Annotated in this window: 22 protein-coding genes and 1 pseudogene; 18 read left to right on the top strand and 5 right to left on the bottom strand. The window is 47.8% G+C overall.

Translation table 11 applies throughout. The annotated features are described in order from the left end of the window. Nucleotides 1-2: 2 nt before the first annotated feature. From QMZ64_RS07995 to QMZ64_RS07950, 10 genes and pseudogenes are all read left to right on the top strand, one after another. The gene (locus QMZ64_RS07995; protein WP_265627268.1) at nucleotides 3-962 is read left to right on the top strand and encodes a hypothetical protein; all 960 of its coding nucleotides are present in this window, start codon (nucleotides 3-5) and stop codon (nucleotides 960-962) included. A 43-nt stretch (nucleotides 963-1,005) separates the two neighbouring features. After that, nucleotides 1,006-1,275 (top strand): hemolysin XhlA family protein, encoded by a 270-nt coding sequence (locus QMZ64_RS07990; protein WP_265627267.1) that lies wholly within the window; start codon nucleotides 1,006-1,008, stop codon nucleotides 1,273-1,275. A 14-nt stretch (nucleotides 1,276-1,289) separates the two neighbouring features. Beyond that, nucleotides 1,290-1,553 carry a phage holin gene (locus tag QMZ64_RS07985; RefSeq protein ID WP_265627266.1) on the top strand — a complete coding sequence of 88 codons (264 nt, stop codon included), beginning with the start codon at nucleotides 1,290-1,292 and terminating at the stop codon, nucleotides 1,551-1,553. A 52-nt stretch (nucleotides 1,554-1,605) separates the two neighbouring features. Further along, complete coding sequence (locus tag QMZ64_RS07980; RefSeq protein ID WP_265627265.1) at nucleotides 1,606-2,670, top strand: peptidoglycan recognition protein family protein; 1,065 nt, start codon at nucleotides 1,606-1,608, stop codon at nucleotides 2,668-2,670. A gap of 100 nt (nucleotides 2,671-2,770) precedes the next feature. Next, nucleotides 2,771-3,448, top strand: a complete 678-nt coding sequence (locus QMZ64_RS07975; RefSeq protein ID WP_265627264.1) for a GntR family transcriptional regulator — start codon at nucleotides 2,771-2,773, stop codon at nucleotides 3,446-3,448. Between the two features lie 22 nt (nucleotides 3,449-3,470). Further along, nucleotides 3,471-4,487 (top strand): zinc-binding alcohol dehydrogenase family protein, encoded by a 1,017-nt coding sequence (locus tag QMZ64_RS07970; RefSeq protein WP_265627263.1) that lies wholly within the window; start codon nucleotides 3,471-3,473, stop codon nucleotides 4,485-4,487. A 20-nt stretch (nucleotides 4,488-4,507) separates the two neighbouring features. Continuing rightward, nucleotides 4,508-5,605 carry a mannonate dehydratase gene (uxuA, locus tag QMZ64_RS07965; protein WP_301441227.1) on the top strand — a complete coding sequence of 366 codons (1,098 nt, stop codon included), beginning with the start codon at nucleotides 4,508-4,510 and terminating at the stop codon, nucleotides 5,603-5,605. Beyond that, nucleotides 5,581-6,429, top strand: coding sequence for an SDR family oxidoreductase (locus tag QMZ64_RS07960; protein WP_265627261.1), 849 nt, complete (start codon nucleotides 5,581-5,583; stop codon nucleotides 6,427-6,429). The genes uxuA and QMZ64_RS07960 overlap by 25 nt, the downstream gene beginning before the upstream one ends. 27 nt (nucleotides 6,430-6,456) lie before the next feature. Further along, nucleotides 6,457-7,468 (top strand): annotated as a pseudogene (locus QMZ64_RS07955) (zinc-binding alcohol dehydrogenase family protein). 51 nt (nucleotides 7,469-7,519) lie between these two features. After that, complete coding sequence (locus QMZ64_RS07950; protein ID WP_265627260.1) at nucleotides 7,520-8,791, top strand: MFS transporter; 1,272 nt, start codon at nucleotides 7,520-7,522, stop codon at nucleotides 8,789-8,791. A gap of 68 nt (nucleotides 8,792-8,859) precedes the next feature. On the opposite strand, the gene QMZ64_RS07945 is transcribed toward QMZ64_RS07950, so the two are convergent. The 5 genes from QMZ64_RS07945 to QMZ64_RS07925 form a co-directional block, all read right to left on the bottom strand. Further along, nucleotides 8,860-8,991 carry a hypothetical protein gene (locus QMZ64_RS07945; protein WP_265627259.1) on the bottom strand — a complete coding sequence of 44 codons (132 nt, stop codon included), beginning with the start codon at nucleotides 8,989-8,991 and terminating at the stop codon, nucleotides 8,860-8,862. A 95-nt stretch (nucleotides 8,992-9,086) separates the two neighbouring features. Further along, a complete protein-coding gene (locus QMZ64_RS07940; protein WP_265627258.1) occupies nucleotides 9,087-9,260 on the bottom strand; it encodes a type II toxin-antitoxin system SpoIISB family antitoxin in 174 nt (57 codons plus the stop codon). Further along, nucleotides 9,260-10,006 carry a type II toxin-antitoxin system SpoIISA family toxin gene (locus QMZ64_RS07935; RefSeq protein WP_165426770.1) on the bottom strand — a complete coding sequence of 249 codons (747 nt, stop codon included), beginning with the start codon at nucleotides 10,004-10,006 and terminating at the stop codon, nucleotides 9,260-9,262. The genes QMZ64_RS07940 and QMZ64_RS07935 overlap by 1 nt, the downstream gene beginning before the upstream one ends. A gap of 109 nt (nucleotides 10,007-10,115) precedes the next feature. Continuing rightward, nucleotides 10,116-11,114, bottom strand: coding sequence for an inorganic phosphate transporter (locus QMZ64_RS07930; RefSeq protein WP_026586618.1), 999 nt, complete (start codon nucleotides 11,112-11,114; stop codon nucleotides 10,116-10,118). Between the two features lie 12 nt (nucleotides 11,115-11,126). Continuing rightward, nucleotides 11,127-11,744, bottom strand: coding sequence for a DUF47 domain-containing protein (locus QMZ64_RS07925; RefSeq protein ID WP_165426772.1), 618 nt, complete (start codon nucleotides 11,742-11,744; stop codon nucleotides 11,127-11,129). A gap of 332 nt (nucleotides 11,745-12,076) precedes the next feature. On the opposite strand from QMZ64_RS07925, the gene ggt reads away from it, so the two are divergent. The 8 genes from ggt (at nucleotide 12,077) to QMZ64_RS07885 (ending at nucleotide 21,876) form a co-directional block, all read left to right on the top strand. Beyond that, nucleotides 12,077-13,834, top strand: a complete 1,758-nt coding sequence (gene ggt, locus QMZ64_RS07920; protein ID WP_165426773.1) for a gamma-glutamyltransferase — start codon at nucleotides 12,077-12,079, stop codon at nucleotides 13,832-13,834. A 134-nt stretch (nucleotides 13,835-13,968) separates the two neighbouring features. Beyond that, the gene (locus QMZ64_RS07915; protein ID WP_265627257.1) at nucleotides 13,969-14,613 is read left to right on the top strand and encodes a YesL family protein; all 645 of its coding nucleotides are present in this window, start codon (nucleotides 13,969-13,971) and stop codon (nucleotides 14,611-14,613) included. Nucleotides 14,614-14,626: 13 nt separating this feature from the next. Further along, entirely contained in the window at nucleotides 14,627-16,363 is a 1,737-nt protein-coding gene (locus QMZ64_RS07910) for a sensor histidine kinase (protein ID WP_265627256.1), read from the top strand. A 2-nt stretch (nucleotides 16,364-16,365) separates the two neighbouring features. Then, nucleotides 16,366-17,532, top strand: coding sequence for a response regulator transcription factor (locus QMZ64_RS07905; RefSeq protein WP_265627255.1), 1,167 nt, complete (start codon nucleotides 16,366-16,368; stop codon nucleotides 17,530-17,532). Between the two features lie 146 nt (nucleotides 17,533-17,678). Then, entirely contained in the window at nucleotides 17,679-18,974 is a 1,296-nt protein-coding gene (locus tag QMZ64_RS07900; protein WP_301441226.1) for an ABC transporter substrate-binding protein, read from the top strand. Nucleotides 18,975-19,008: 34 nt separating this feature from the next. Next, nucleotides 19,009-19,926: a carbohydrate ABC transporter permease gene (locus QMZ64_RS07895; RefSeq protein WP_265627254.1), complete on the top strand. Its 918-nt coding sequence runs from the start codon at nucleotides 19,009-19,011 to the stop codon at nucleotides 19,924-19,926. Nucleotides 19,927-20,013: 87 nt separating this feature from the next. After that, nucleotides 20,014-20,823, top strand: coding sequence for a carbohydrate ABC transporter permease (locus QMZ64_RS07890; RefSeq protein WP_265627832.1), 810 nt, complete (start codon nucleotides 20,014-20,016; stop codon nucleotides 20,821-20,823). An 18-nt stretch (nucleotides 20,824-20,841) separates the two neighbouring features. Continuing rightward, nucleotides 20,842-21,876 (top strand): glycoside hydrolase family 88/105 protein, encoded by a 1,035-nt coding sequence (locus QMZ64_RS07885; protein WP_265627253.1) that lies wholly within the window; start codon nucleotides 20,842-20,844, stop codon nucleotides 21,874-21,876. Nucleotides 21,877-21,896 lie beyond the last annotated feature (20 nt).

The raw sequence follows: 21,896 nt of genomic DNA, 5'->3' as shown, positions 1-21,896 counted from the left end.
AAATGGATATCCAAAAACCGAGATCTTTCAACACTACGGACAAAGCCCACGCTGATTTGTTTAATCAGGTGATCGATCAGCTGAATACAAATGATGAGTCGATTGCACAGTTTGCCGCGGAAGCTGAACAACGTTCGACTGCTTATACAGATGCACACATTTTAAAAAAAGATAACCCGCATGGTGTAACAAAATCCCAGGTCGGCCTTGGGGAAGTGATCAACAAAAGGCAGGCCACAAAAGATGAATTTGACCTGCATCATAACGATCAAACACGGCATGTTACTGAGGATGAAAGAGATAAATGGAACGGAAGTCAGATTTTTAATATTACCGGGGACAATGGACAGGCAAAGGTATATATAAGCGCTGAAGATGACTTTCAAACGGTTCTCCCACAGTATACCGGGCTGATACATTTTACGGCAGCTTCAGGAGCATCAAACGGACCAGGCGCGGCCGTTCGAGGAATTTGGACTTGCAACGCTTTAGGTAACTATGGTCAAGCGATCGCGTTTGATAATGCAAATAGAACCTATCGGAAAACAATATCCGGGGGGAACTGGACTCAGTGGACAGAATTAGTTTCCATGGAGAGTCTTGAGGCAAAGCTGACGAATTTAACTTGGCACTTTCCAACGCTTTTAAATGAATGGGTTAACTACGCGGACAGCACGAAAGCCCGTTATACAAAAGATGCCACCGGTACAGTATTCGTAGAAGGTGCAATTGCAAAAGGAAAGATTGGTTTTAATATTCCTGCATTCGTGTTGCCGAAAGGTTATCGGCCGTCACGCGCCTTTCAGTTTGTAGGTGTAGCATCTCAACTGGGCATGTCCAATACTCCGCAGTATCATCGCTTACAAGTGAGTATTGATGGTAATGTCGTGATCGAAAACTGCTCAAATACAGTAAATCCAAATGAGTATATCAGTTTTGGATTTAGTTTTAAAGCAGCATAGATTTTCAAAAAATCATTTGAACAATATGAGAGAGGGAATTAAAATGCCGGAAGCACCAGAACTGGATATATTCCAAAAAGAAGTTCAGGAAATGAAAGCTGATCAAAAATCACTCGAACTGCGCGTCAGTACACTCGAAAGAACATCAGACCGCCACGATCAGCAAATCATCTCGATTAACGAAAAATTGAACAAAATCGAAGAGAATACAACTTGGATCAAGCGTAGCATCACAGGCGCGATCATAACGGCGGTCAGCACCGGCATCATAGGCGGAGCGATCGCTGTTTTTTATAATTTATTGCAGAAATAAGGGAGGACACGATAATGAAACATATGGACAAAGGCACGGTCGTCAGGACGGTGCTTCTTTTTATTGCGCTGGTCAATCAGACGCTGATCATGTTTGGAAAGCCGGTCTTGCCGATCGCCGAAGATCAGATTCATACATTGGCGGATGCCCTCTATTCGGCCGGGTCTGCGGCTTTTACGATCGTTGCATCGCTGATTGCCTGGTATAGGAACAATTATGTGACAAGCAAAGGGAAAATGCAAAAAGAAGTTTTACAGAACAAAGGTTTAACGAAATGAAGCCGTCTTTGAGGCGGCTTCCTGAATTGAATGTGAAAAGGAATGATGAAGTTTGGTCAAAGTCATCAAGAACTTTGTAAAAGTCAATCAATACACCCGTCCCGGGCTGAAACTTGCGGCAGTCAAAGGCATTGTCATGCATTGGACGGCGACGCCCGGGGCTTCGGCTTTAAATGAGCGCAATTATTTCAATGGCACCTGCATTGTTGACAAGCGTTATGCCTCGGCTCACTATTTTGTCGACCGCTATGAGGCGCAGCATATTATTCCCGATCAGGAAGTCGCTTATCATGCGCATGATCAAAACCGCTGCTATGTCAGCTTTCTGAAGCCGAATGCCAATACTACGGCGCTCGGGGTCGAAATGTGCGTGGAAAAAGACGGTACTATCCATGAAGAGACGATTCGCAATGCGGCGGAGCTTGTAGCGGATTTGTGCAAGACATACGGTTTGTCCGCAGATCGGATTGTCCGCCATTACGATGTCACCAATAAAAGCTGTCCAACCCCGTGGGTGAAAGATGCCGGCCAATTGTCGGCTTTCCGTAAAAGAGTAGACGCCCTTTTGGGAACGAAAACCGTATCCGTGTCGGCTGCCTCCACCAGCCAGACAAGTTCATCGTCGGGCATTATCCTCAAAAAAGGAATGTCAGGCTCTCATGTGAAAAAGCTGCAAACGCGCTTGATCGCGGCCGGTTTTTCACTGCCCAAATACGGGGCGGACGGAAGCTACGGAGACGAGACGGTGCAAGCGGTTGCTTCTTTACAAAAGAAAGCGGGAATTAAAGCCGACGGCATTTACGGCCCGGCAACCGAAAAAGCCCTCGCAGCCGCTGAAGCGTCAGCGGGCGGCAAGAGCAAGACATGGACTCTTCCCGACGGCATTTATAAGGTGAAAAGCCCGCTGATGAAAGGAACGGCTGTCACACAAATTCAGACAGCCCTTGCGGCTCTTTATTATTACCCTGATAAAGGAGCCAAAAATCACGGGATCGACGGATACTACGGAGTGAAGACGGCAAATGCGGTGAAACGTTTTCAGCTGATGTACGGTTTGGGAGTGGACGGGATATACGGACCGAAGACAAAAACGAAAATGCTGGCCCTTTTGAAATAAAGGAACTTTTGAAAGTTCCTTTATATTTTTAAAATTTTCAAAAAACATCTACCCCACAACCATACTTGTATGGTAGCATGGCAGAGAGGAGGTGAGAGTCATGACAATGAAACAATTAAACCCGCGTTCTGTCAGAGATCAAATCTATCAGATGCTGAAGGAAGAAATCATGAAGTTTCGGCTTGTCCCGGGTGAGCTGATATCGGAAAAAGAGATTTCAGAACGGTATGAAGTCAGCCGCACTCCGGTCAGAGAGGCTTTTTTGCAGCTGTCGAGGGAAGGGCTTCTCGAAGTCTATCCGCAGAAAGGAACCCGCGTGTCGCTGATCGACCTTGATCTGGTGGAGGAAGCGAGATTTATGCGGGAAAACCTGGAAAAGGCTGTAGCTGAACTGGCGTGTGAAGGCTTTCCGGAGGAAGCTATGTTTAAGTTGGAGCAGAATGTGAAGATGCAGGAATTATCGATCACACAGAAAAACTATGAAAGTTTGTTTGAATTGGATGAAGCTTTTCATCAGACGATTTTTGAAGGCTGCGGAAAAGCGAATGTTTGGGCTGCGATTCAGCAGATGAACGTTCCCTTCCAAAGAATCCGCTTTTTAAGGCTTGCCGCCGATTTTAACTGGAACACCATTCATCAGCAGCACGCAGCATTAACAGAAGCGATTCAGACAAAACAGAAGGCAAAAGCTAAGGAAATCGCTGAAGAGCATTTGCAGCTGGTCATCGTCGATAAACAGATGCTCATTGATGAGTTTCCCGGTTATTTCAAAAAGTAAGCGCTTTAAAAGGAGTGGTGATGTGAAAGCTGCGGTGATGACGAAGCCATTTTCAATTGAATTTCGCGACGTTCCGCGTCCCGAACCGGCCAGCGGCGAAGTCCTTGTCAAGGTAAAGGCCGCCGGGATTTGCGGAAGTGATGTGCATTTTTACGACGGCTCAAATCCATATGCACAGTATCCTCAGATTTTTGGCCATGAGCTCGCAGGCGTCATTGAAAAAACGGGGGCCGGGGTGAGGGAGCGATCCGCGGGCGAACGGGTCGTAATTGAACCGGCTATTCCGTGCGGAAGCTGCTACCCTTGTCGGAAAGGGAGGACAAACGCCTGTGTGAACATCGATATGATCGGATCGGTTCGCAGAGGAGGGTTCGCTGATTTTATCATTGTCCCGGAAACGCATGTCCATCCGATTCCTGAGCAAATGGATTTTGCGACCGCCGCGTTGTGCGAGCCGTTTTCAATCGGAGCGCAGGCGGTTCGGCGGGCGGATATTCAAACAGGAGAAACGATTGTCATATTGGGAATGGGTCCGATCGGGTTAACAATTTTGGCCCAGCTTAAAAAGCGCTTTGACTCCCGTGTCATCGTTGTCGATCCCGTACTGGAGAGGCTTGAGCTTGCCGAAACATTCGGTGCGGATGCCGTTATACAGCCTGGTGAAGAGGATGCCGAGCAAATGATTCTGAAGCTGACAGACGGAGAAGGAGCGGGGATTGTGTTCGAAGCGGCCGGGATTCCCGCGACGATTGAGCAATCAATCAGTTTGGCAGCTGCTGCCGGGCGCATTGTCATTGTCGGCTTAACGGGGGAGAATGTAACGATTCCGGGCCTTCTTCTCACAAAGAAAGACATTGAAATTTACGGAACAAAACACAGCGTCAATCAATTTCCCGGCGTCATTCAATTTTTGAATGAAAACCCTGAAATAGCCCGGTCTTTTGTGACTGAGATCATGCCTTTTATGGAAATAGAAGAGGCGTTGAAAAAAGCGAAAAACTGTCCCCATCAGGTCACAAAGATCATTTTATCTTATTGAATCGGTGAGGAGGAAGTGTGATGAAAATGGTTTTCAGATGGTATGGAGAAGGAAATGACTCCGTCACCCTTGAGCAGCTCAGGCAGATTCCCGGTGTAGAGGGGATCGTTTGGGCGCTTCATCATCAGCCGCCAGGTGAAGAATGGCCAATAGAAGAAATTTTAGAAGTGAAACGGCAGTGTGAACAGCACGGTTTTCACATTGAAGTTGTTGAAAGCGTTAACATTCACGAGGATATTAAGCTCGGGCTGCCGACGAGAGATCTGTATATTGAAAAATACAAGCGCACGATTGAAAATTTGGCCAAAGCCGGCGTTAAAGTGATCTGCTACAATTTTATGCCTGTATTTGACTGGCTGCGGACCGATTTATACAAAAAGGCTCCAGACGGTTCCACTGCTCTGTTTTATGAGCACGCAAAGGTGCACACAATCGACCCTTTTGCGCTTGTCGATCAAATCGCCAATCACCCCGAATTCACGATGCCGGGCTGGGAACCGGAGCGGCTGGAGCATCTGACAAGGCTGATTGAAGCCTATCAAAATGTGACGGAGGAGGATCTTTGGAGCCATCTTCACTATTTTCTTGAACACATCATTCCAACCGCCGCACGCTGCGGAATCAAAATGGCGATCCATCCCGATGATCCGCCGTGGCCGGTTTTCGGACTCCCGCGCATCATGACTTCAGGAGAAAGCATCGGAAGGCTGCTTCAGCTTGTCGATCATCCGGCTAATGGCGTGACACTGTGCAGCGGTTCATTGGGCGCCAATCCCGAAAACGATCTTTCCGCCATGATCCATGCGTATGCCGACCGGATTCCATTTGCCCATATCCGAAACGTCAAAGTCTACGAAAACGGCGATTTTATCGAAACATCGCACAGAACAAAAGATGGCACCGTTGACATTTGCGGGATTGTCAAAGCCTATCATGAAACAGGTTTTTCAGGCTATGTGCGTCCGGATCACGGCCGCCACATCTGGGATGAAAAGTGCAGGCCCGGCTACGGTCTGTATGACAGGGCGCTCGGTATTATGTATTTATGGGGCATATGGGATTCGCTTAATAGAGAAAAACGGGAGGCTTCACAATGCTTGAAATCCATGAAAATTTAGCGGGGAAAACTGCGGTCATCACAGGCGGCAGCGGGGTGCTTTGCGGCGCGATGGCGAGAGAGCTCGGCCGGCAGGGTATGAATGTTGCGATTCTTAATCGAACCGTTGAAAACGGCGAACTTGTGGCCGAAGCTATTCGAAAAGCCGGCGGCGCAGCGATTGCCGTTGAGTGTGATGTCATCAATCAACGAAGCGTTGAACGGGCGAAACGCGTTGTGGCCGACCGATTCGGCGGCTGTGATCTATTGTTGAACGGGGCCGGCGGCAATCACCCCAATGGTACGACATCAGATGAAACATTCAGCTCCGAGCACCTCTTCCAGGATAACATCAAGACATTATTTGATCTGAACTGCGATGATGTCGGTTCGGTTCTCAATTTAAACTTCCTCGGTTCTTTCATTCCAACACAGCAATTTGCAAAAATGATGCTGAACCAAAAAGGGGCATCCGTGATCAATATTTCTTCAATGAGCGCTCAAACCCCGATGACGAAAGTACCTGCATACAGCGCGGCGAAAGCGGGCATCGACAATTTTACGAAATGGCTTGCCGTCTATTTGGCTGAAACGGGGATCAGGGTCAACGCCATTGCCCCGGGTTTTTTCCTAACCAATCAAAATGAACAGCTTCTTCTTGATCAAAACGGCGAATTGACCGATAGAGCAAAGAAGATCATCTCTCACACCCCAATGAAGCGTTTCGGCAGCCCGGAAGATTTGCTGGGGACGCTGCTTTGGCTGGCGGATGAGAAGATGTCCGGATTTGTGACCGGTATAACAGTGCCGGTGGATGGCGGGTTTACGGCTTATGCCGGTGTCTAAACTAAGCGATAAAGGGGAGGCCGGTACATGAAGCAGATTGTGTGTGAAAAGCCTTATCATTTTAAAATGACGGATGTGAATATGCCGGAACTTAAGGATGGGGAAGCATTGGTCCGCATCAAACGGATCGGAATTTGCGGGACGGATTTTCACGCTTATTGCGGAAAACAGCCGTTTTTCTCTTATCCAAGAGTGCTCGGACACGAACTGTCCGGTGAAATTGTCAGCATCGATGATACCGGCGGAACGCTCAAGCCGGGCGATCAAGTGTCAATTATTCCTTATTTGGAATGCGGGACATGCATCGCCTGCAGGAGCGGCCGGCCCAACTGCTGCGTGAATCTGAACGTCCTCGGTGTCCATACAGACGGGGGAATGCGGGAATACATAAACATCCCGGCAGACCACCTGCTAAAAACAGAAGGATTGACGCTGCGAAGCCGCTGTTGTTGAATGTTTGAGCATCGGCGCCCACGCTGCGGAAAGGGCAAATATTAAAAAAGGGGAAACGGTGCTTGTCGTTGGAGCGGGGCCCATCGGGCTCAGCGTGATGAAATTCGCAAAATTGAAGGGGGCGAAAGTCATCGCGATGGATGTCAGGAATGAGCGCCTCACATTTAGCCGTGAATGGGCTGAAGCCGATGAAGTTGTATTAGCGGGAGAACATGCGGCGGATGAGATCAAACGGTTGACGAACGGCGACTATCCGGCGGCTGTCTTTGACGCGACAGGGCACCTTGGATCGATGAACAGCGCTTATCAGTACGCCGCACACGGGGGACGGCTGATCTATGTCGGACTGGTCCACGGCCATCTGGTCATGCCCGATCCTGAAATCCACAAGCGGGAGCTGACGATTTTATCCAGCCGCAACGCATTAAGAAGCGATTTTGAGACAGTGATGAAAGCCATCAGGGATGGCGGAGCGGATGCGAACCGGTTTGTTACCGGACAGATTGCGTTCCGCGATGTTGTTGACGGATTTCAATCAGCACTTGCTCCGGAAACCAATCCTGTGAAAGTATTGATCCATCTGTAAAACTGCATAAAATGAAAGCGTTTTCTAAATTTCGGAAAGAGGGGGTTGCCCATGTTTTCAAACGGCCGCGGGTTTGTCATCATGATGCTTTTTTTGGCGGGAGTGATTAATTATTTAGATCGTTCAGCATTGTCTGTCGCCGCTCCTTTTATTCAAGAAGATTTGAACATACGTCCGGCGCAGATGGGCATGCTGTTCAGCAGTTTTTTCATCGGATATGCCATCTTTAATTTTATCGGGGGCTGGGCATCAGATAAGTATGGAGCGAAACATACGCTGTCGGCTGCAATGGTCGTATGGTCGGTTTTCAGCGGCGCCATTGCACTGACATATAATTTCGTTTCACTGTTTATCATCCGCGTCATTTTCGGCATGGGGGAAGGTCCGCTGTCAGCTGCAACAAGCAAGTCGGTCAACAATTGGTTTCCGCAAAAAGAAAGAGCAAGGGCGCTCGGCATGACGATGTGCGGAACGCCGCTCGGCGGCGCCATTTCAGGACCAATCGTCGGATTGATCGCGATCCATTGGGGGTGGAAGGCTTCCTTTGTGTTGATCATGATCATTGGACTTATCTGGACGTGGTTTTGGATGAAATTCATGAAGGATAAGCCGGACGATTCCCGCAGTTTGTCCCCTGAAAAAGAAGCGCGTCCGAAAAAGGATACCGGCATCCCGCTGTCTTTTTATTTGAAGCAGCCGACCGTGCTGTTTACGGCGTTCGCATTCTTTTCTTACAACTATATTTTATTCTTTTTCTTAACGTGGTTTCCGAGCTATTTAACGTCAGCCCGGGGGCTGAGCATACACGATATGAGCGTGGCAACGATGATACCGTGGGTTGTCGGATTTCTCGGTCTCGCGCTTGGGGGATTTATATCGGATTATCTGTTCAAGCTGACGGGCAAGCAGATGTTTTCGAGAAAAGCCGTGCTTGTGTGCTGCCTTTTGGCTGCGGCGGTATGCATTGGATTTGCCGGGCTTGTCACGACTGCGTTTGGTGCTGTTGCCCTTGTCGCACTGTCGGTTTTCTTTTTGTATTTGACCGGCATCACATACTGGGCGATTATACAGGATATCGTTCATCCGGACAGGGTCGGGGGCGTGAGCGGATTCATGCATTTTCTTGCCAATACGTCCGGCATTATCGGCCCGACGGTTACAGGGTACATCGTCGAGTACACCGGGGCTTTCACAAGCGCTTTTTTGCTTGCGGGAGGGCTGGCGGTGGCAGGTTCTATTTGCGTCGCTTTGTTTGTGAAACCGATACGTTCTGAGAAGCTGCCTCAATCTGTTGCAGAAGGCGGACAGGGGCATCCTTTATGATGCTCTTGCTGCTGGAGGCATAAAAAAACCCCCTACTCAGCAGGGAAGGAGGGCGAAAAGTCCAAGCTTCACGGTTTGTTGTTTCTTCTGTTCAGCGTTTTAATGATTTTCTCGCTTCTTCTTCTGAGAAGAGAGGTATAGTCCGACAGGCCAAATTTTGCGAAATCGACGTGTTTGACTTGTTTTTTCAGTTTTTTCACAGCATCACCTAATTCAGCGCTTTTAGTTGATTGGTTTATTGTATGTATGAAATGGGAAAACGGAATAAGGACGGGAGAAATTTTCCCGTCCTCGTTTAAGCTTTTTTTCTTTTATACTCGCCGATCAGCCGTTCGTTTTGCCGGAAAATCCGTTCGGTATGGGGGCTGACTTCGTATTTCGCGATATTGGTTTTGGATTGCTTTTTAAACATTTTAAAGGCGAGGCGCGTTTTTGCGCTTTCCTGGTCTTGCTGAAAAGCAGGCTCCATCAGTTGTCACCTTCCTCTTCGTTTGGTAGCAGAAGATCATAGATGCTTGTTAAAGAAGTAAACAGGAGGTAGTCAAATTCTGTGACAAGGTCTTCTGAGGTTAACTTCATGACATAGTCAAAATCGTGGATGGAAAAAGGAATGAGGACCATTTTTCCGTTTTCTTCATAATAAACGTCTTTGCGCTCAAGCTTTTCTTGAACATCGAATCGGTTTTCCATATGCTCAAGCAAATGATCCTTGCTTTCTTCTGAATTATATTCGCAAAGTGCAGCGGATATATTCATTTTTTCGGCAAACCGTTTGATGAGCTTTTCGATCCCTTCTGCATACGCTTCTATATTTCCATAATAGATGTGGATCGGTTCGTTTTTCAATAGGTATTGAAACGTTTTCAGCCTGTTTTGATACGTGTGGAGGAGGTCGTTGTTTTCTTCGAGAAGCATTCTTGTGTCTGTCGCGAGTTCGGAGCTGCCGAGCTTTTTAAAGTAGGCGTTTAAGAAAATAAAAGCGTCTGTCAGCGTGAAAAAAACGGCAACGATCAGGTAATGAAGCGGGTTCGTGAAAATCGACTGCGGATCGTGCGTCCAATAAATCACGGCGCCGATAACATAAAGCAGGTACCACGTTTTTCGGATCGCGACCGTTTTTTCGGTGAGCTTTTTTTCAAAACGCCACACGGCAGCCACATACAGAGCCAGCGCCAAAACAATGAGCCAAACAAGGAATTGATAAAATAGCAGCATAACTGGTTTCCCTCTTCCCGAGAAATAGTGCAGTTCCTATTCTATTGTTATGCCGGCTTTCTTTTAAACATGAAAACTCCCGTCCTGGATTCGGACGGGAGTGTGCTGATTAAAAGAATAAATCAAGTATGAAATAGGCAAATGCACCGATGGTTGCCGAAATAGGAAGGGTAATGACCCATGTGATCAACATCCGCTTTGCGGTGCCCCAGTTTACGCCTTTCACCCGGTGGGAAGCCCCCACACCTAAAATGGATGAAGAAATGACGTGTGTCGTGCTGACAGGCAAATGGACGATCGTCGCACCAAAGATGATAAGGGCTCCCGTCAAATCTGCAGAGACACCGTTGACGGGACGGATCTTCATGATTTTTCCGCCGACGGTTTTGATGATTTTCCAGCCGCCGACAGATGTTCCGAGACCCATAGCCGTGGCGCATGCAAACTGCACCCAGAACGGGATGTCAGTTGTACTGTGCAAGTTACCCGCAATTAAAGCCATCGTAATGATACCCATCGCTTTCTGTGCATCGTTCGTGCCGTGCGTATAGGACTGAATGGCAGCTGTCGCGATTTGAACGCGCCGGAACCGCTTATTCGTTTTTGCCAGATTGCTGTTTTTAAAAATGACTTTGACGATGCTGTAGATCAAATATCCTAAAACAAACGCCAAAATGGGCGATAATATAAGTGCTTCAATAATTTTAATAAATCCGTGGTATTTAATCGCAGCGAATCCTTCCGATGCGATGACAGCTCCGGCAATCGCTCCGATGATTGCGTGGGATGAGCTGCTGGGAATTCCGAAATACCAAGTCACCAGGTTCCATGTAATGCCGGCGATAAGAGCTGCAAGGATCACGATCGATCCGTTTTCAAGCTTGAAAGGATCGGCGATGTCGCTCGTAATTGTTTTGGCGACGCCTGTGAACGTCATGGCGCCGGCGAAGTTCATGACAGCGGCCATAATAATGGCGTGCCGTGGTTTTAACGCTTTTGTCGATACCGAGGTGGCGATCGCATTTGCCGTATCATGAAACCCGTTGATAAAGTCAAATGCCAAAGCAAAGATGACAATCAATATGGTTAATACAAATAAAAGATCCATTATAATCCCTCGTTACGCATTTTTCATTATGATGGTTTCTAAATTGTTTGCTACACTTTGGCATGAATCTGCGATTTCTTCAAGCGTCTCATAGATTTCCCTGTACTGGATCACTTTAATCGGATCGGTCTCTTTCCCGAAAAGATTCTTCAGCGATTTGCGGTGCAGGTTATCGCAGTTATGTTCGTATTCTTTAATTTTAATGGCGTGCGGCTGAATTTCATTCAGGCGATTTTCCGCCAGCAATTCAATCGTCAACAGAATTTCTTTTGCGCATTCTCTGATATAGCCGCTGAATTTATCAATATGCTCATCTGAAGATGTGATCGAGAAGATTTCCATCATGGCTGAAAAGTGCTCGATGCCGTCGAGTACATCATCGAGGCTGTTTGTAAGCTGAAGGATGTCTTCGCGTTCGATCGGCGTGATAAATGCTTTGTTCAGCTCCTTAATCATCGTATGTACATAATTATCTCCTTTTGTCTCATACTCTTTTAAGGTATCCGCGAATTCTTTAAGGGTTGTCTGATTCGTCACTTTATAGTTAACAAAATACTCAGCTGTTTCGTCTAAATTTTTTGCAATTTCCGTCAAAAGCACGGAAAACTTGTCTTTTTTTCTTTTCAACATTTGTAACCCTCCATTGTTTAAATGAGACAATGCACACATCAAAATATTATATAACTTTTTGTCGAAAAAAAACAGGTGCAGTCGAAAAAAACCATTTAATTTTTAGATATTCACATCTTTTAGATGGGCGCAAGCACCAGCAGTCATCCGGGATTTTATGATGATAATAGGCGTTTTCTCCTTTTGAGTCATCGTGCCAAAAGAACGAATGACAGGATTTTTTTGTGGAATTTAGGATTTTAGGTTCAAAAAAATAGAAAATTGTGAGTTTTCCTTATTTTCAGTTCTCTTTCCTGTTATAGTAGTAATAAACTGGAAAGGAAGGTGATCTGATGAGACGGTTAGCTTTCTTAGTTGTTGCGATTTGCTTGGCAGTTGGTTGCTTGTTCAGTCCGGTGTCAAAAGCAGAAGGGGGCATGAGCGGCGGAGATGGTGATAAAGTCGCCGTCGGGAAAGACGGTATGGTGGCTACGGCCCATCCGCTTGCATCAAAAATCGGAGCCGAGGTGTTGAAAAAGGGCGGGAATGCCATTGATGCAGCAATTGCGATTCAGTATGCATTGAATGTAACAGAGCCGATGATGTCGGGAATCGGCGGCGGCGGATTCATGATGGTCTATGACGGCGAGACGAAGGAAACGTCGATCGTCAACAGCAGGGAGCGTGCTCCAGAGGGTGCCAAACCTGACATGTTTTTGGATGAAGACGGAAAGGTGATTCCTTTTTCAGAAAGGTCGAGACACGGAAATGCGGTCGGTGTCCCGGGAACGCTGAAAGGGCTTGAAGCAGCGCATAAAAAGTGGGGAACAAAGAAAATGGAAGACTTGATCTCGCCTTCGATTAAGCTTGCAGAAGAAGGGTTCCCGATCGACTCGGTTTTGGCTGACGCGATAAAGGATCATCAGGACAAGCTGAGCAAAACGGCCGCAAAGGATATTTTCCTTCCCGACGGTGAACCTTTGAAAGAAGGCGATATTCTTGTACAAAAGGATTTGGCCAAGACGTTTAAATTGATACGGAAAGACGGGTCAAAAGCTTTTTATGATGGAGAAATCGGCCGGGCGATTGCGGATGTCGTGCAGGATTTCGGGGGTTCGATGACACCTGATGATCTGTCCCGCTATGAGGTCACAACAGATAAGCCGATCTGGGGCGAGTACCACGGCTATGATATCGCAAGCATGCCTCCACCAAGCTCAGGCGGAGTGTTCATGCTGCAGATGCTGAAATTGATTGATGATTTTCATTTATCGCAATACGATCCAAAATCGTTTGAAAAATATCATCTGCTCGCGGAAACGATGCACCTCGCCTATGCGGACAGGGCGGCATATGCGGGCGATCCGGAATTTGTCGATGTACCGCTCTCAGGGCTGCTCGATCCCGATTATATTAAGGAGCGGCAGCAGCTGATCAGCCTTGAGTCGATGAACCGCGATGTGAAAGCGGGCGATCCGTGGAAATACGAGGCAGGAGAGCCGAATTATGAGATCGTGCCTCAGCCTGAAGATAAGACGATCGGGGAGACGACGCATTTTACCGTCACGGACCAGTGGGGCAATGTTGTCTCTTATACGACTACGATTGAACAGCTTTTTGGAACGGGGATTTTAGTGCCAGGTTACGGACTGTTTTTAAACAATGAACTGACCGATTTTGATGCGGTACCAGGCGGAGCAAATGAAGTCCAGCCGAATAAAAGGCCGCTTTCAAGCATGACGCCGACGATCGTGTTTAAAGACGAAAAACCGGTGCTGACTGTCGGTTCCCCGGGCGGAACGACGATCATTGCTTCCGTTTTCCAGACGATCTTGAATTACTTTGAGTACGGCATGAGCCTTCAGGATGCGATTGAAGAGCCGAGAATTTATACGAACAGCCTGACTTCGTACCGCTATGAATCGGGAATGCCGAAGGATGTCAGACTGAAGCTCAATGACTTCGGCCACAGATTCGGCGCGAATCCGGTTGATATCGGCAATGTCCAAAGCATTTTCATTGACCGGGAGAACAGAACGTTTATGGGAGTTGCCGATTCAAGCAGAAACGGGACGGCCGTCGGCGTCAACATTAAGACATCGGCTAAATAGCGGAAGCAAGGGCTTGGTCTAAGGCTTTTAGATCAAGCCTTCTTCCGTCTGTCAGCGGTGAAAAGAGGATTTTTTTCGAAAGAAGAGAAATATATTTTTTGTAAGCGTTTACTAAGTTGCGAAGGAGGGAGACCATGATTCACACGTTGGCAAATGGATTTTACCGCTTTTGCGAGTGGGTGATGCGGCTCGCCTATTTGAATCTGCTGTGGGTCGGCTTCACGCTGGCGGGAGCGGTCATCTTCGGTTTAGCGCCGGCGACTGCCGCGATGTTCGCTGTGACAAGCCAGTGGGCGCTTGGAAAGACGGATATCCCGGTGTTTCAGACGTTTTTTCAGGCGTTTAAAAAGAAATGGGCCAAAGCAAGCGTTCTCGGTTTGATATTGGGTCTGGTCGGTATATTGCTGATGGTTGATTTTCAAATTGCCGCCGTCTATTTTCACGATCAGCCGGTTGTCTTAAGCCTGTTCATCAGTTTGTTTATCATTTATGTCATCATCCTCTTATACGCTTTTCCAATCGATGTCCACTACGATTTAAAACGGATTGCAGTGCTGAAATACAGCTTTATCATCGGCTTTTCCCGTCCGCTCACCTCGTTTTTCATGCTGATCAGCGCGTTTGGCATGATTCTGCTCGCTTTATTTCATGTCACATTTTTTCTGTTTTTCAGCGGCAGCGCTTTAAGCTTCATTTTGACGAAGCTCTCGTTTCAGGCGTTCCGCGCAATCGACGGGCGCCGGACAGATAAGCAGGCTGCCGTCACACGCTTGAAATGAAGGTGTTCGTTCGGTGAACCGCTATCAGCATTTAAAAATTAAAGATCAATTGTTTATCTTGATTTCACTGATCATGGCCGTTTCGCTCATCTTGATCTTGAGCGGCGTTCAATACGCGTTCCGTGTATATGACCAGCAGATTTACAGGAAGTCGTCACAGGTGCTGATGCTATCATCAAAAAGCATTGAAGATGAATTGAAAAAGATTGAGGATGTGTCATATCAACTGACCACTGACGCTGACATCCAAGCGAACCTTCTGAAAGCCGGCCGCGGCCAAAACAAATACGGGCGCTACCGGATCAAAAGCAAAATTTGGGATAAGCTTGCCGAATATACCGGCTCTAAGCGGTACATTAAATCGATTCATTTGTTTGATGCTTCAGGCACAGAGTATTCCGCGGGGGCGAATTTGACCGAAGCATTGCGGGAGCAAAAGAATGCGCTGATCGAAAAAGCGTCGCGCCAAAAAGGCAGCAACACGTGGGAGCCCATGCCGGGTGAAACCGGCGAGCTGTTATCTGTCCGGGAAATCCGCTCCTACGAGCGTTTAAACCTTGACCACCTGGGAACAGTGGTGATTGTCGCCGATTTAAAACGGGTCATTGGCGACCTTCCGAAAGACTGGGGGGAAGGCGCAGGCAAGATTGCGATGTCGGACGGGCAGGAGCTGTTTTTTTCTGAAATGCCTTTCAGCCAAACCGATGGACTCCGGTTATCTTCCCATGCTGAAAACGGATATGACATTGTGGAGGAAAACGGCCAGCGCTTTTTCGTTTCATATGTCAAATCAGCGTATAAGAATTGGACGTATTGGAGCCTGATCCCCTTTGACGCTATGTTTTCGAAAATCTCTGCGATGAAGACGATCCTGATTTGCCTTTTTATTCTCTTCTTTTTGATTGCGGTCCTCTTTGGAAGAAAAATGGCCAGGGGCATTACGAGTCCGATTGAGAAGCTGGTTGCGGCTATGAAAAATGTCCAAAACGGCGATTTTAAACTGGCGCCACTCACTCGCGCTCTTTCAGACAGGCAGGATGAAGTCAGCGTCTTAAACCGCAACTTTTTTACGATGGTTGAACGGATCAATGAACTGATTGCCGAGAACTACGAGAAGCAGCTGATGCTGAAAGAGACGGAATTTAAAGCGCTCCAAGCGCAAATTAACCCCCACTTTTTATACAACACGCTCGAATCGATCAACTGGCTGGCAAAAACGAACCGTCAGCCGCAAATTTCAAAGATGACGGAATCTCTCGGGTTTTTGCTCAGGAATGCCATCAATATGAAAACCGACGTGCTGACGATCGAGGAAGAAGCTGAAATTGTGCTCCACTATTTTACCATTCAGCGGTTTCGCTTTGAGGAGCGGCTCGCTTTTGAGGTCGACATTGAGCCGGCGGTGAAAAAATGCAGCATACCTAAGCTTGTTCTCCAGCCTTTGGCTGAAAATGCGATTACATACTGTCTCGAGCCCTTCATTGAACCATGCCATATTCAAATCAAAGCATATAAAAAAGGCGGGCTTGTCTATTTAACGGTTGCCGACAACGGACCGGGCATGGATGAAGACTTTTTGGAAAAAGCGAGAAAAGAGCTTGTCCGGACAAGAGGCAGAGGAATTGGGCTGCAAAATATCGATGAGCGTATTCAGCTGATGTTTGGCAAAGGGTACGGCTTGACGATTTCAAGCGAAAAGAACAAGGGAACCGAAATGATGATTAAAATACCATTTCAAAGCGGGGTGTGATGATGTATAAAGTGCTGTTGGCGGACGATGAACGGATTATTCTCGACGGCATTTCCAGCATGATCGAGTGGAATTCGTTCGGGACGTCTTTGATCGGAGCCACGCAAAACGGGATTGACGCCTACCGCCTGATTATGGAAGAGCGGCCGGACATTGTGATCAGCGATATTAAAATGCCCGGGATGGGAGGACTCGAACTGATCGAGAAAGTATCCCGCGACCACCCGTCAATCCGGTTTATTTTGCTGACGGGCTTCGGCCAGTTTGAATATGCAAAAAAAGCGATGTCATACGGAGTCAGACATTATTTGCTCAAACCCTGCAATGAAAGCCACATTACAGACTCGCTTCAAAGCGTGATCGGCGAGCTGAAAAAAGAGGAATCGGCGCAAAAAGTGAAAACCGATCTGGAGATGATGAAGCCGCATCTTATGAAGCAAATGTTAAAAGAGCTGGTCACCGGCGGCCGCATTGAGGATGAAGCATGCCTGCGATTCTTTTCAGAGCAAAAGGTCATCAGGCTGATCCTGTTTTCCGTCCGGGACGGAGATGACAAAGACTATGCACAAGGCGTTGAGTCAATTGCGGATGAGGTGCTGAACGGTTCTGTCATCGCTTCAGCCCGCGTTCAACAAGTGCTTGTCTGTGCAGTAGACGGAAAAGTCGCTCCTGCCGTGCTTGAGGAAAAAATGAAAAGCGTCCAAGAACTTTCACGCCATCTGCTTCAATTTGAACCTGAAGCATCTCTCAGCGAAAGCGGCAGTATCAGCGAAGCCTCCGCGATGTATGAAAAGGCATACGCACAGATCGTCCAAGATGAAGGAGAGACATCGGTTTTAATCAGGAGGATGTTCGATCTCATCGAAAAGGAAGCCTCGAATCCGAAGCTTTCGCTAAAATGGGCAGCCCGCAATATGCTGTATATGAATCCGGATTATCTCGGCAAGCTGTTTAAACAGGAAACCGGTGAAAGGTTTTCAAGCTATGTCGCAAAGGTGCGCATCGAAAAAGCGATCGCGAAGATGAAGAAGTCTAAAAACACGGCCATCGGCGTGCTGGCAGAGGAGCTGGGGTTTGGCCACAATCCGAAATACTTCAGCCTTGTTTTTAAAAAATACACGGGACTCACCCCGTCTGAATTTCGAAAAAAAGAAGAAAACACGTTTTAATGCCGCCGGGTATATCCGGCGGTTTTTTGCGTATTGACGGAATCTCTGTTTTTTTAACATTCTTCTCTGTTTTTTGAGTTTCTGGGACAAAAAGTTGAATTTAAAATGAAATGTAAGCACTTACAAAATAAGGAGGGGAAATGTTGATGAGAAGATTTGTGTTTATCTCATTTTGCGTGTTGCTGATGCTCGGCCTGTTCGGATGCAGTTCAAACAGTGAAGAGGCGGCCGGAGCGGACGGCAAAAAGAAGGTTACCTTGAGGGTCGCGTGGTGGGGCGGACAGCCTCGGCATGATTATACTTCAAAAATCATCGAGCTTTATGAAAAGGAACATCCGCATGTCAAAGTCGAAGCGGAGTTTGCGAATTGGGACGATTATTGGAAAAAGCTTGCCCCGATGTCTGCGGCGGGCCAGCTGCCAGATGTGATTCAGATGGATATGGCGTATTTATCCCAATACGGCAAGAAAGGCCAGCTTGAAGATCTGACTCCGTACGTCAAGGACGGGACCATCAATACCGAAGCGATTGATGAAAAGACGATCAAAGGCGGCAAAATCGGTGATCAGTTATACGGCTTCCCGCTCGGTGTGAATGTGCTGTCGGTGATTACAAATGACGACATGCTAAAAGAAGCGGGCGTTGAGATTGACGACGGCAGCTGGACGTGGACCGATTTTGAAAACCTGGCGCTAGAGACCGAGGAGAAGACGGGGCAATACGGTTCAAACGGCATGCATCCGCCTGATGTCTTTTTCCCTTATTACTTGAGGACGAAGGGCGAGCGCTTTTATAAAGAGGACGGCACAGGCCTTGCTTATTCAGACGACAAGCTGTTTGTCGATTACTTCAAGCGGCAGGTGAAGCTCGTTGATGAAAAAGCATCGCCGACACCTGATGAAAGCGCGCAAGTGAAGGGAATGGAGGACGATTTTATCGTTAAAGGCCGAACGGCTGCAACATGGAATTATTCAAATCAGTTTTCGGCGTTCGCACAGCTGACCGATGCACCTCTGTCCTTAAAACTACCTCCTGAACAGGCGAAAGAAAAGGCGCTGTTTTTAAGGCCGAGCATGCTGTTTTCAATCCCGAAAAGCTCCGAGCAAAAAAAAGAAGCGGCTGCATTCATCGACTTCTTTATTAACAATGAAAAAGCTAATGCCATGATCAAAGGAGAAAGAGGCGTGCCGGTTTCCTCCAAAATAGCGGAAACGGTGAAGAAAGAACTGAGCGAAGAGGAGAAAAAGATTTTCGAATATGTCGAACGGGCTTCCGAGTCCGCGGGAGAAGCGGAACCGCCTGAACCGATCGGCAGCGCCGAAGTTATCAAACTGCTAAAAGACACGTCAGACCAGATTTTGTTTAAAAAGATCACACCTGAAGAAGGAGCCGTGAAGTTCAGAAAAGAAGCGGACGCGATACTGAAAAGAAATCAACAATGATAAGCGGGGAAAGTGGAGGAAGGCCGCTCATCAAATGCAGGAGGAAGTGAACGTGAAGCGAAAAAATAGAATTGACAATTTTGCGGGTTACGCCTTTATTTCCCCGTTTATTATCGGATTTTTGTGCTTTACCGTCATTCCGATGGGAGCCTCGCTGTTTCTGTCTTTTACAAGCTACGATCTGTTCACCGCGCCCAAATGGGTCGGACTTGACAACTATAAGGCGATGCTGACAGATGATGAAAAGTACTGGGGCTCGCTGAAAGTGACGTTTTATTACGTGCTCGCCGGTGTTCCGCTGCGCCTCGCGTTTGCGCTTTTCATCGCGGTGATTTTGAACAGAGCCGAAAAAGGTGTCGGCTTTTACCGGACGCTCTTTTATCTCCCGTCCATTATCGGCGGCAGCGTGGCGGTTGCGATTATGTGGCGAAATGTATTTGGCAATGACGGTGTTATCAATGCGCTTTTGTTCTTTCTCGGTTTTGACAAGAAGATTCTTTGGTATCAGGACCCGACAAGCGCATTATGGACCTTAATTCTTTTGTCGGTGTGGCAGTTCGGCTCTTCCATGCTGATCTTTCTTGCCGGATTGAAAAATATCCCGCCGATGTATCAGGAAGCGGCAAGCGTCGACGGTGCCAACAGATTTCAGCGGTTTTTTCTCATTACGCTCCCGCTTCTCAGCCCGATCATCTTTTTTAACCTGGTGATGCAGACCATTTCAGCCTTCATGACCTTTACGCCGGCCTACATTATTTCAAAAGGGGAAGGCGGTCCGCTTGACGGGACGCTTCTGTATTCCCTCTATTTGTTCCAGCGGGCCTTCAACTTTTTCCAAATGGGCTACGCATCGGCGATGGCATGGGTGATGCTCATCCTGATCGGCCTTGTCACATTCATATTGTTCAAAACTTCATCCTTATGGGTGCATTACGAATCGAAGGAGGGGTAGCCGGTGGAGCCGGTAAAAGACATTTCGGGGCGGGCGGCGCCTGCCCCGCTTCCCGCAGGAAAGGGAAAGAAAAGAGCCGGGCATCTCGTGTTTCATATCGCGACGGCAGGTCTGGCGGTCATCCTTTTGTATCCCGTTATCTGGCTGATCGCAAGCTCGTTTAAAGAAAGTGCGAGCATATTCGCCACATCCCATTCGCTCATCCCGGATCCTTTGATCCTGTCCAATTACACGGAGGGCTGGAAAGGGATCGCCGGACAGCCGTTCATCACATTTATTAAAAATTCGCTTATCATCGTCGGCCTCTCGACGGTCGGCGCGGTTTTGTCCTCAGCGTTCATCGCTTACGGATTCGCACGGATTCCGTTTAAAGGGAAGGCATTTTGGTTCAGCTGCATGATGGTGACGATGATGCTGCCGCACGAGGTGCTGATGATTCCGCAATACATCATTTTTGCAAAGCTGGATTGGCTGAATTCATTCAAGCCGATCGTTGTTCCTCAATTTTTCGGGCACGCTTTTTTTATCTTTCTGATGATTCAGTTCATCAGGACGATCCCGGTAGAACTCGATGAAGCGGCGAAAATTGACGGCTGCAGCCGTCTCGGCATCTTTTTCAGAATTATTTTGCCATTGATCGCGCCGGCCCTCGCGACGTCCGCCATCTTCTCGTTTTACTGGAAGTGGGAGGAGCTGATCAATCCGCTTCTTTACTTGAACAAGCCGGAGCTTTACCCGGTTTCTCTGGCACTAAAGCTGTTTTTAGATACGGAAACGGCGTCTAACTGGGGGGCGATGTTTGCGATGTCAGTCGTCTCACTCGTCCCGGTGATCCTCGTGTTTTTCGTTTTTCAAAAATCAATCGTCCAAGGAATCAGCATGAGCGGATTAAAATAACAAAGGGGAGAAAAGTGCATGACAAAGCTTGTTTTTGATGAAGAAAAGCTGAATGAAGTGATCGACAGAATCGTTAAGCGGACATTTGAGATGGATTTCGAATGGGATTGGCCGGGCGGCGTCGCGTTTTACGGTGTCGCCGAGGCGTATGAAGCAACCGAAAATGACGAATACCTCGAACTTTTGAAAAACTGGACGGATGAAAAACTTGAAGACGGCTTGCCTAAGCTGTCGATCAACGGGGTATCCATCGGCCATACCCTTCTGTCGCTCTACCAGGCGACAGGAGATGACCGTTATCTCGACACCGCCCAGCAAATGGCGGACTATGTGCTCCGCGAAGCGCCCCGGTTCGCAGACGGGATTTTGCAGCACACCGTCAACTCAGAGAAACATGTATTCCCTGAACAGGCATGGGTCGATACGATGATGATGGCGGGCTTGTTCCTTCTCCGAATCGGAAAACTTGTCGGCAGCGAGGAATATTTTGAAGACGGGCTCCGCCAGTATCACGGCCATGAAGAATTTTTGCAGGACATGGAGACCAATCTTTATTATCACGGATGGGACCATGTGGCCAAAAACAATCTGTCAGCCATATTTTGGGGAAGGGGAAACGGATGGGCAGCATTGACAATGGCAAAAGCGCTCCCTTTGATCGATGTTACGCATCCTTCATATATGATCATTGACGGTTCGCTTCGAGACTTGTTGAGCGCGCTTGTCAGGCTTCAGCATCCTTCAGGTTTATGGCACACCGTATTGACGGACCCTGATTCATATCTTGAAGTGTCGGGGTCTGCGGGGATTGCTTCCGGCCTGCTGTCCAGAGGTTCGCTATACCACAAATCTGTTCAGAAGGCGTTCTCAGCCATAACAGATGCGGTCGCGCCTGACGGAAGGGTGGAACGAGTTTCAGCGGGTACAGCCGTGATGCGGGATGCGCAGGGCTACAAAGACGTTCCGTATAAACGGATTCAAGGCTGGGGACAGGGGCTTGCCTTGACCTTTTTGGCCGACGTCGTCCGCTCCAAGTCGCGCGCGTTCCAATAGAAATTGAAAAAGAAACATTC

The sequence above is a fragment of the Bacillus sp. LB7 genome (assembly GCF_030449715.1).
In the GTDB taxonomy this organism is placed as follows: domain Bacteria; phylum Bacillota; class Bacilli; order Bacillales; family Bacillaceae; genus Bacillus; species Bacillus paralicheniformis.
Note: the sequence above shows the minus strand (reverse complement) of the source record. Positions and strands in the feature narration are given on the sequence as shown.

What these genes read in the sequence shown, in the direction of transcription:
- QMZ64_RS07995 (WP_265627268.1), top strand. Translation starts at nt 3, where the DNA reads ATGGATATCCAAAAACCGAGATCTTTCAACACTACGGACAAAGCCCAC.
- QMZ64_RS07990 (WP_265627267.1), top strand. Translation starts at nt 1,006, where the DNA reads ATGCCGGAAGCACCAGAACTGGATATATTCCAAAAAGAAGTTCAGGAA.
- QMZ64_RS07985 (WP_265627266.1), top strand. Translation starts at nt 1,290, where the DNA reads ATGAAACATATGGACAAAGGCACGGTCGTCAGGACGGTGCTTCTTTTT.
- QMZ64_RS07975 (WP_265627264.1), top strand. Translation starts at nt 2,771, where the DNA reads ATGACAATGAAACAATTAAACCCGCGTTCTGTCAGAGATCAAATCTAT.
- uxuA (WP_301441227.1), top strand. Translation starts at nt 4,508, where the DNA reads ATGAAAATGGTTTTCAGATGGTATGGAGAAGGAAATGACTCCGTCACC.
- QMZ64_RS07960 (WP_265627261.1), top strand. Translation starts at nt 5,581, where the DNA reads ATGCTTGAAATCCATGAAAATTTAGCGGGGAAAACTGCGGTCATCACA.
- QMZ64_RS07950 (WP_265627260.1), top strand. Translation starts at nt 7,520, where the DNA reads ATGTTTTCAAACGGCCGCGGGTTTGTCATCATGATGCTTTTTTTGGCG.
- QMZ64_RS07940 (WP_265627258.1), bottom strand. Translation starts at nt 9,260, where the DNA reads ATGGAGCCTGCTTTTCAGCAAGACCAGGAAAGCGCAAAAACGCGCCTC.
- QMZ64_RS07935 (WP_165426770.1), bottom strand. Translation starts at nt 10,006, where the DNA reads ATGCTGCTATTTTATCAATTCCTTGTTTGGCTCATTGTTTTGGCGCTG.
- QMZ64_RS07930 (WP_026586618.1), bottom strand. Translation starts at nt 11,114, where the DNA reads ATGGATCTTTTATTTGTATTAACCATATTGATTGTCATCTTTGCTTTG.
- QMZ64_RS07925 (WP_165426772.1), bottom strand. Translation starts at nt 11,744, where the DNA reads ATGTTGAAAAGAAAAAAAGACAAGTTTTCCGTGCTTTTGACGGAAATT.
- ggt (WP_165426773.1), top strand. Translation starts at nt 12,077, where the DNA reads ATGAGACGGTTAGCTTTCTTAGTTGTTGCGATTTGCTTGGCAGTTGGT.
- QMZ64_RS07915 (WP_265627257.1), top strand. Translation starts at nt 13,969, where the DNA reads ATGATTCACACGTTGGCAAATGGATTTTACCGCTTTTGCGAGTGGGTG.
- QMZ64_RS07905 (WP_265627255.1), top strand. Translation starts at nt 16,366, where the DNA reads ATGTATAAAGTGCTGTTGGCGGACGATGAACGGATTATTCTCGACGGC.
- QMZ64_RS07900 (WP_301441226.1), top strand. Translation starts at nt 17,679, where the DNA reads ATGAGAAGATTTGTGTTTATCTCATTTTGCGTGTTGCTGATGCTCGGC.
- QMZ64_RS07895 (WP_265627254.1), top strand. Translation starts at nt 19,009, where the DNA reads ATGCAGGAGGAAGTGAACGTGAAGCGAAAAAATAGAATTGACAATTTT.
- QMZ64_RS07885 (WP_265627253.1), top strand. Translation starts at nt 20,842, where the DNA reads ATGACAAAGCTTGTTTTTGATGAAGAAAAGCTGAATGAAGTGATCGAC.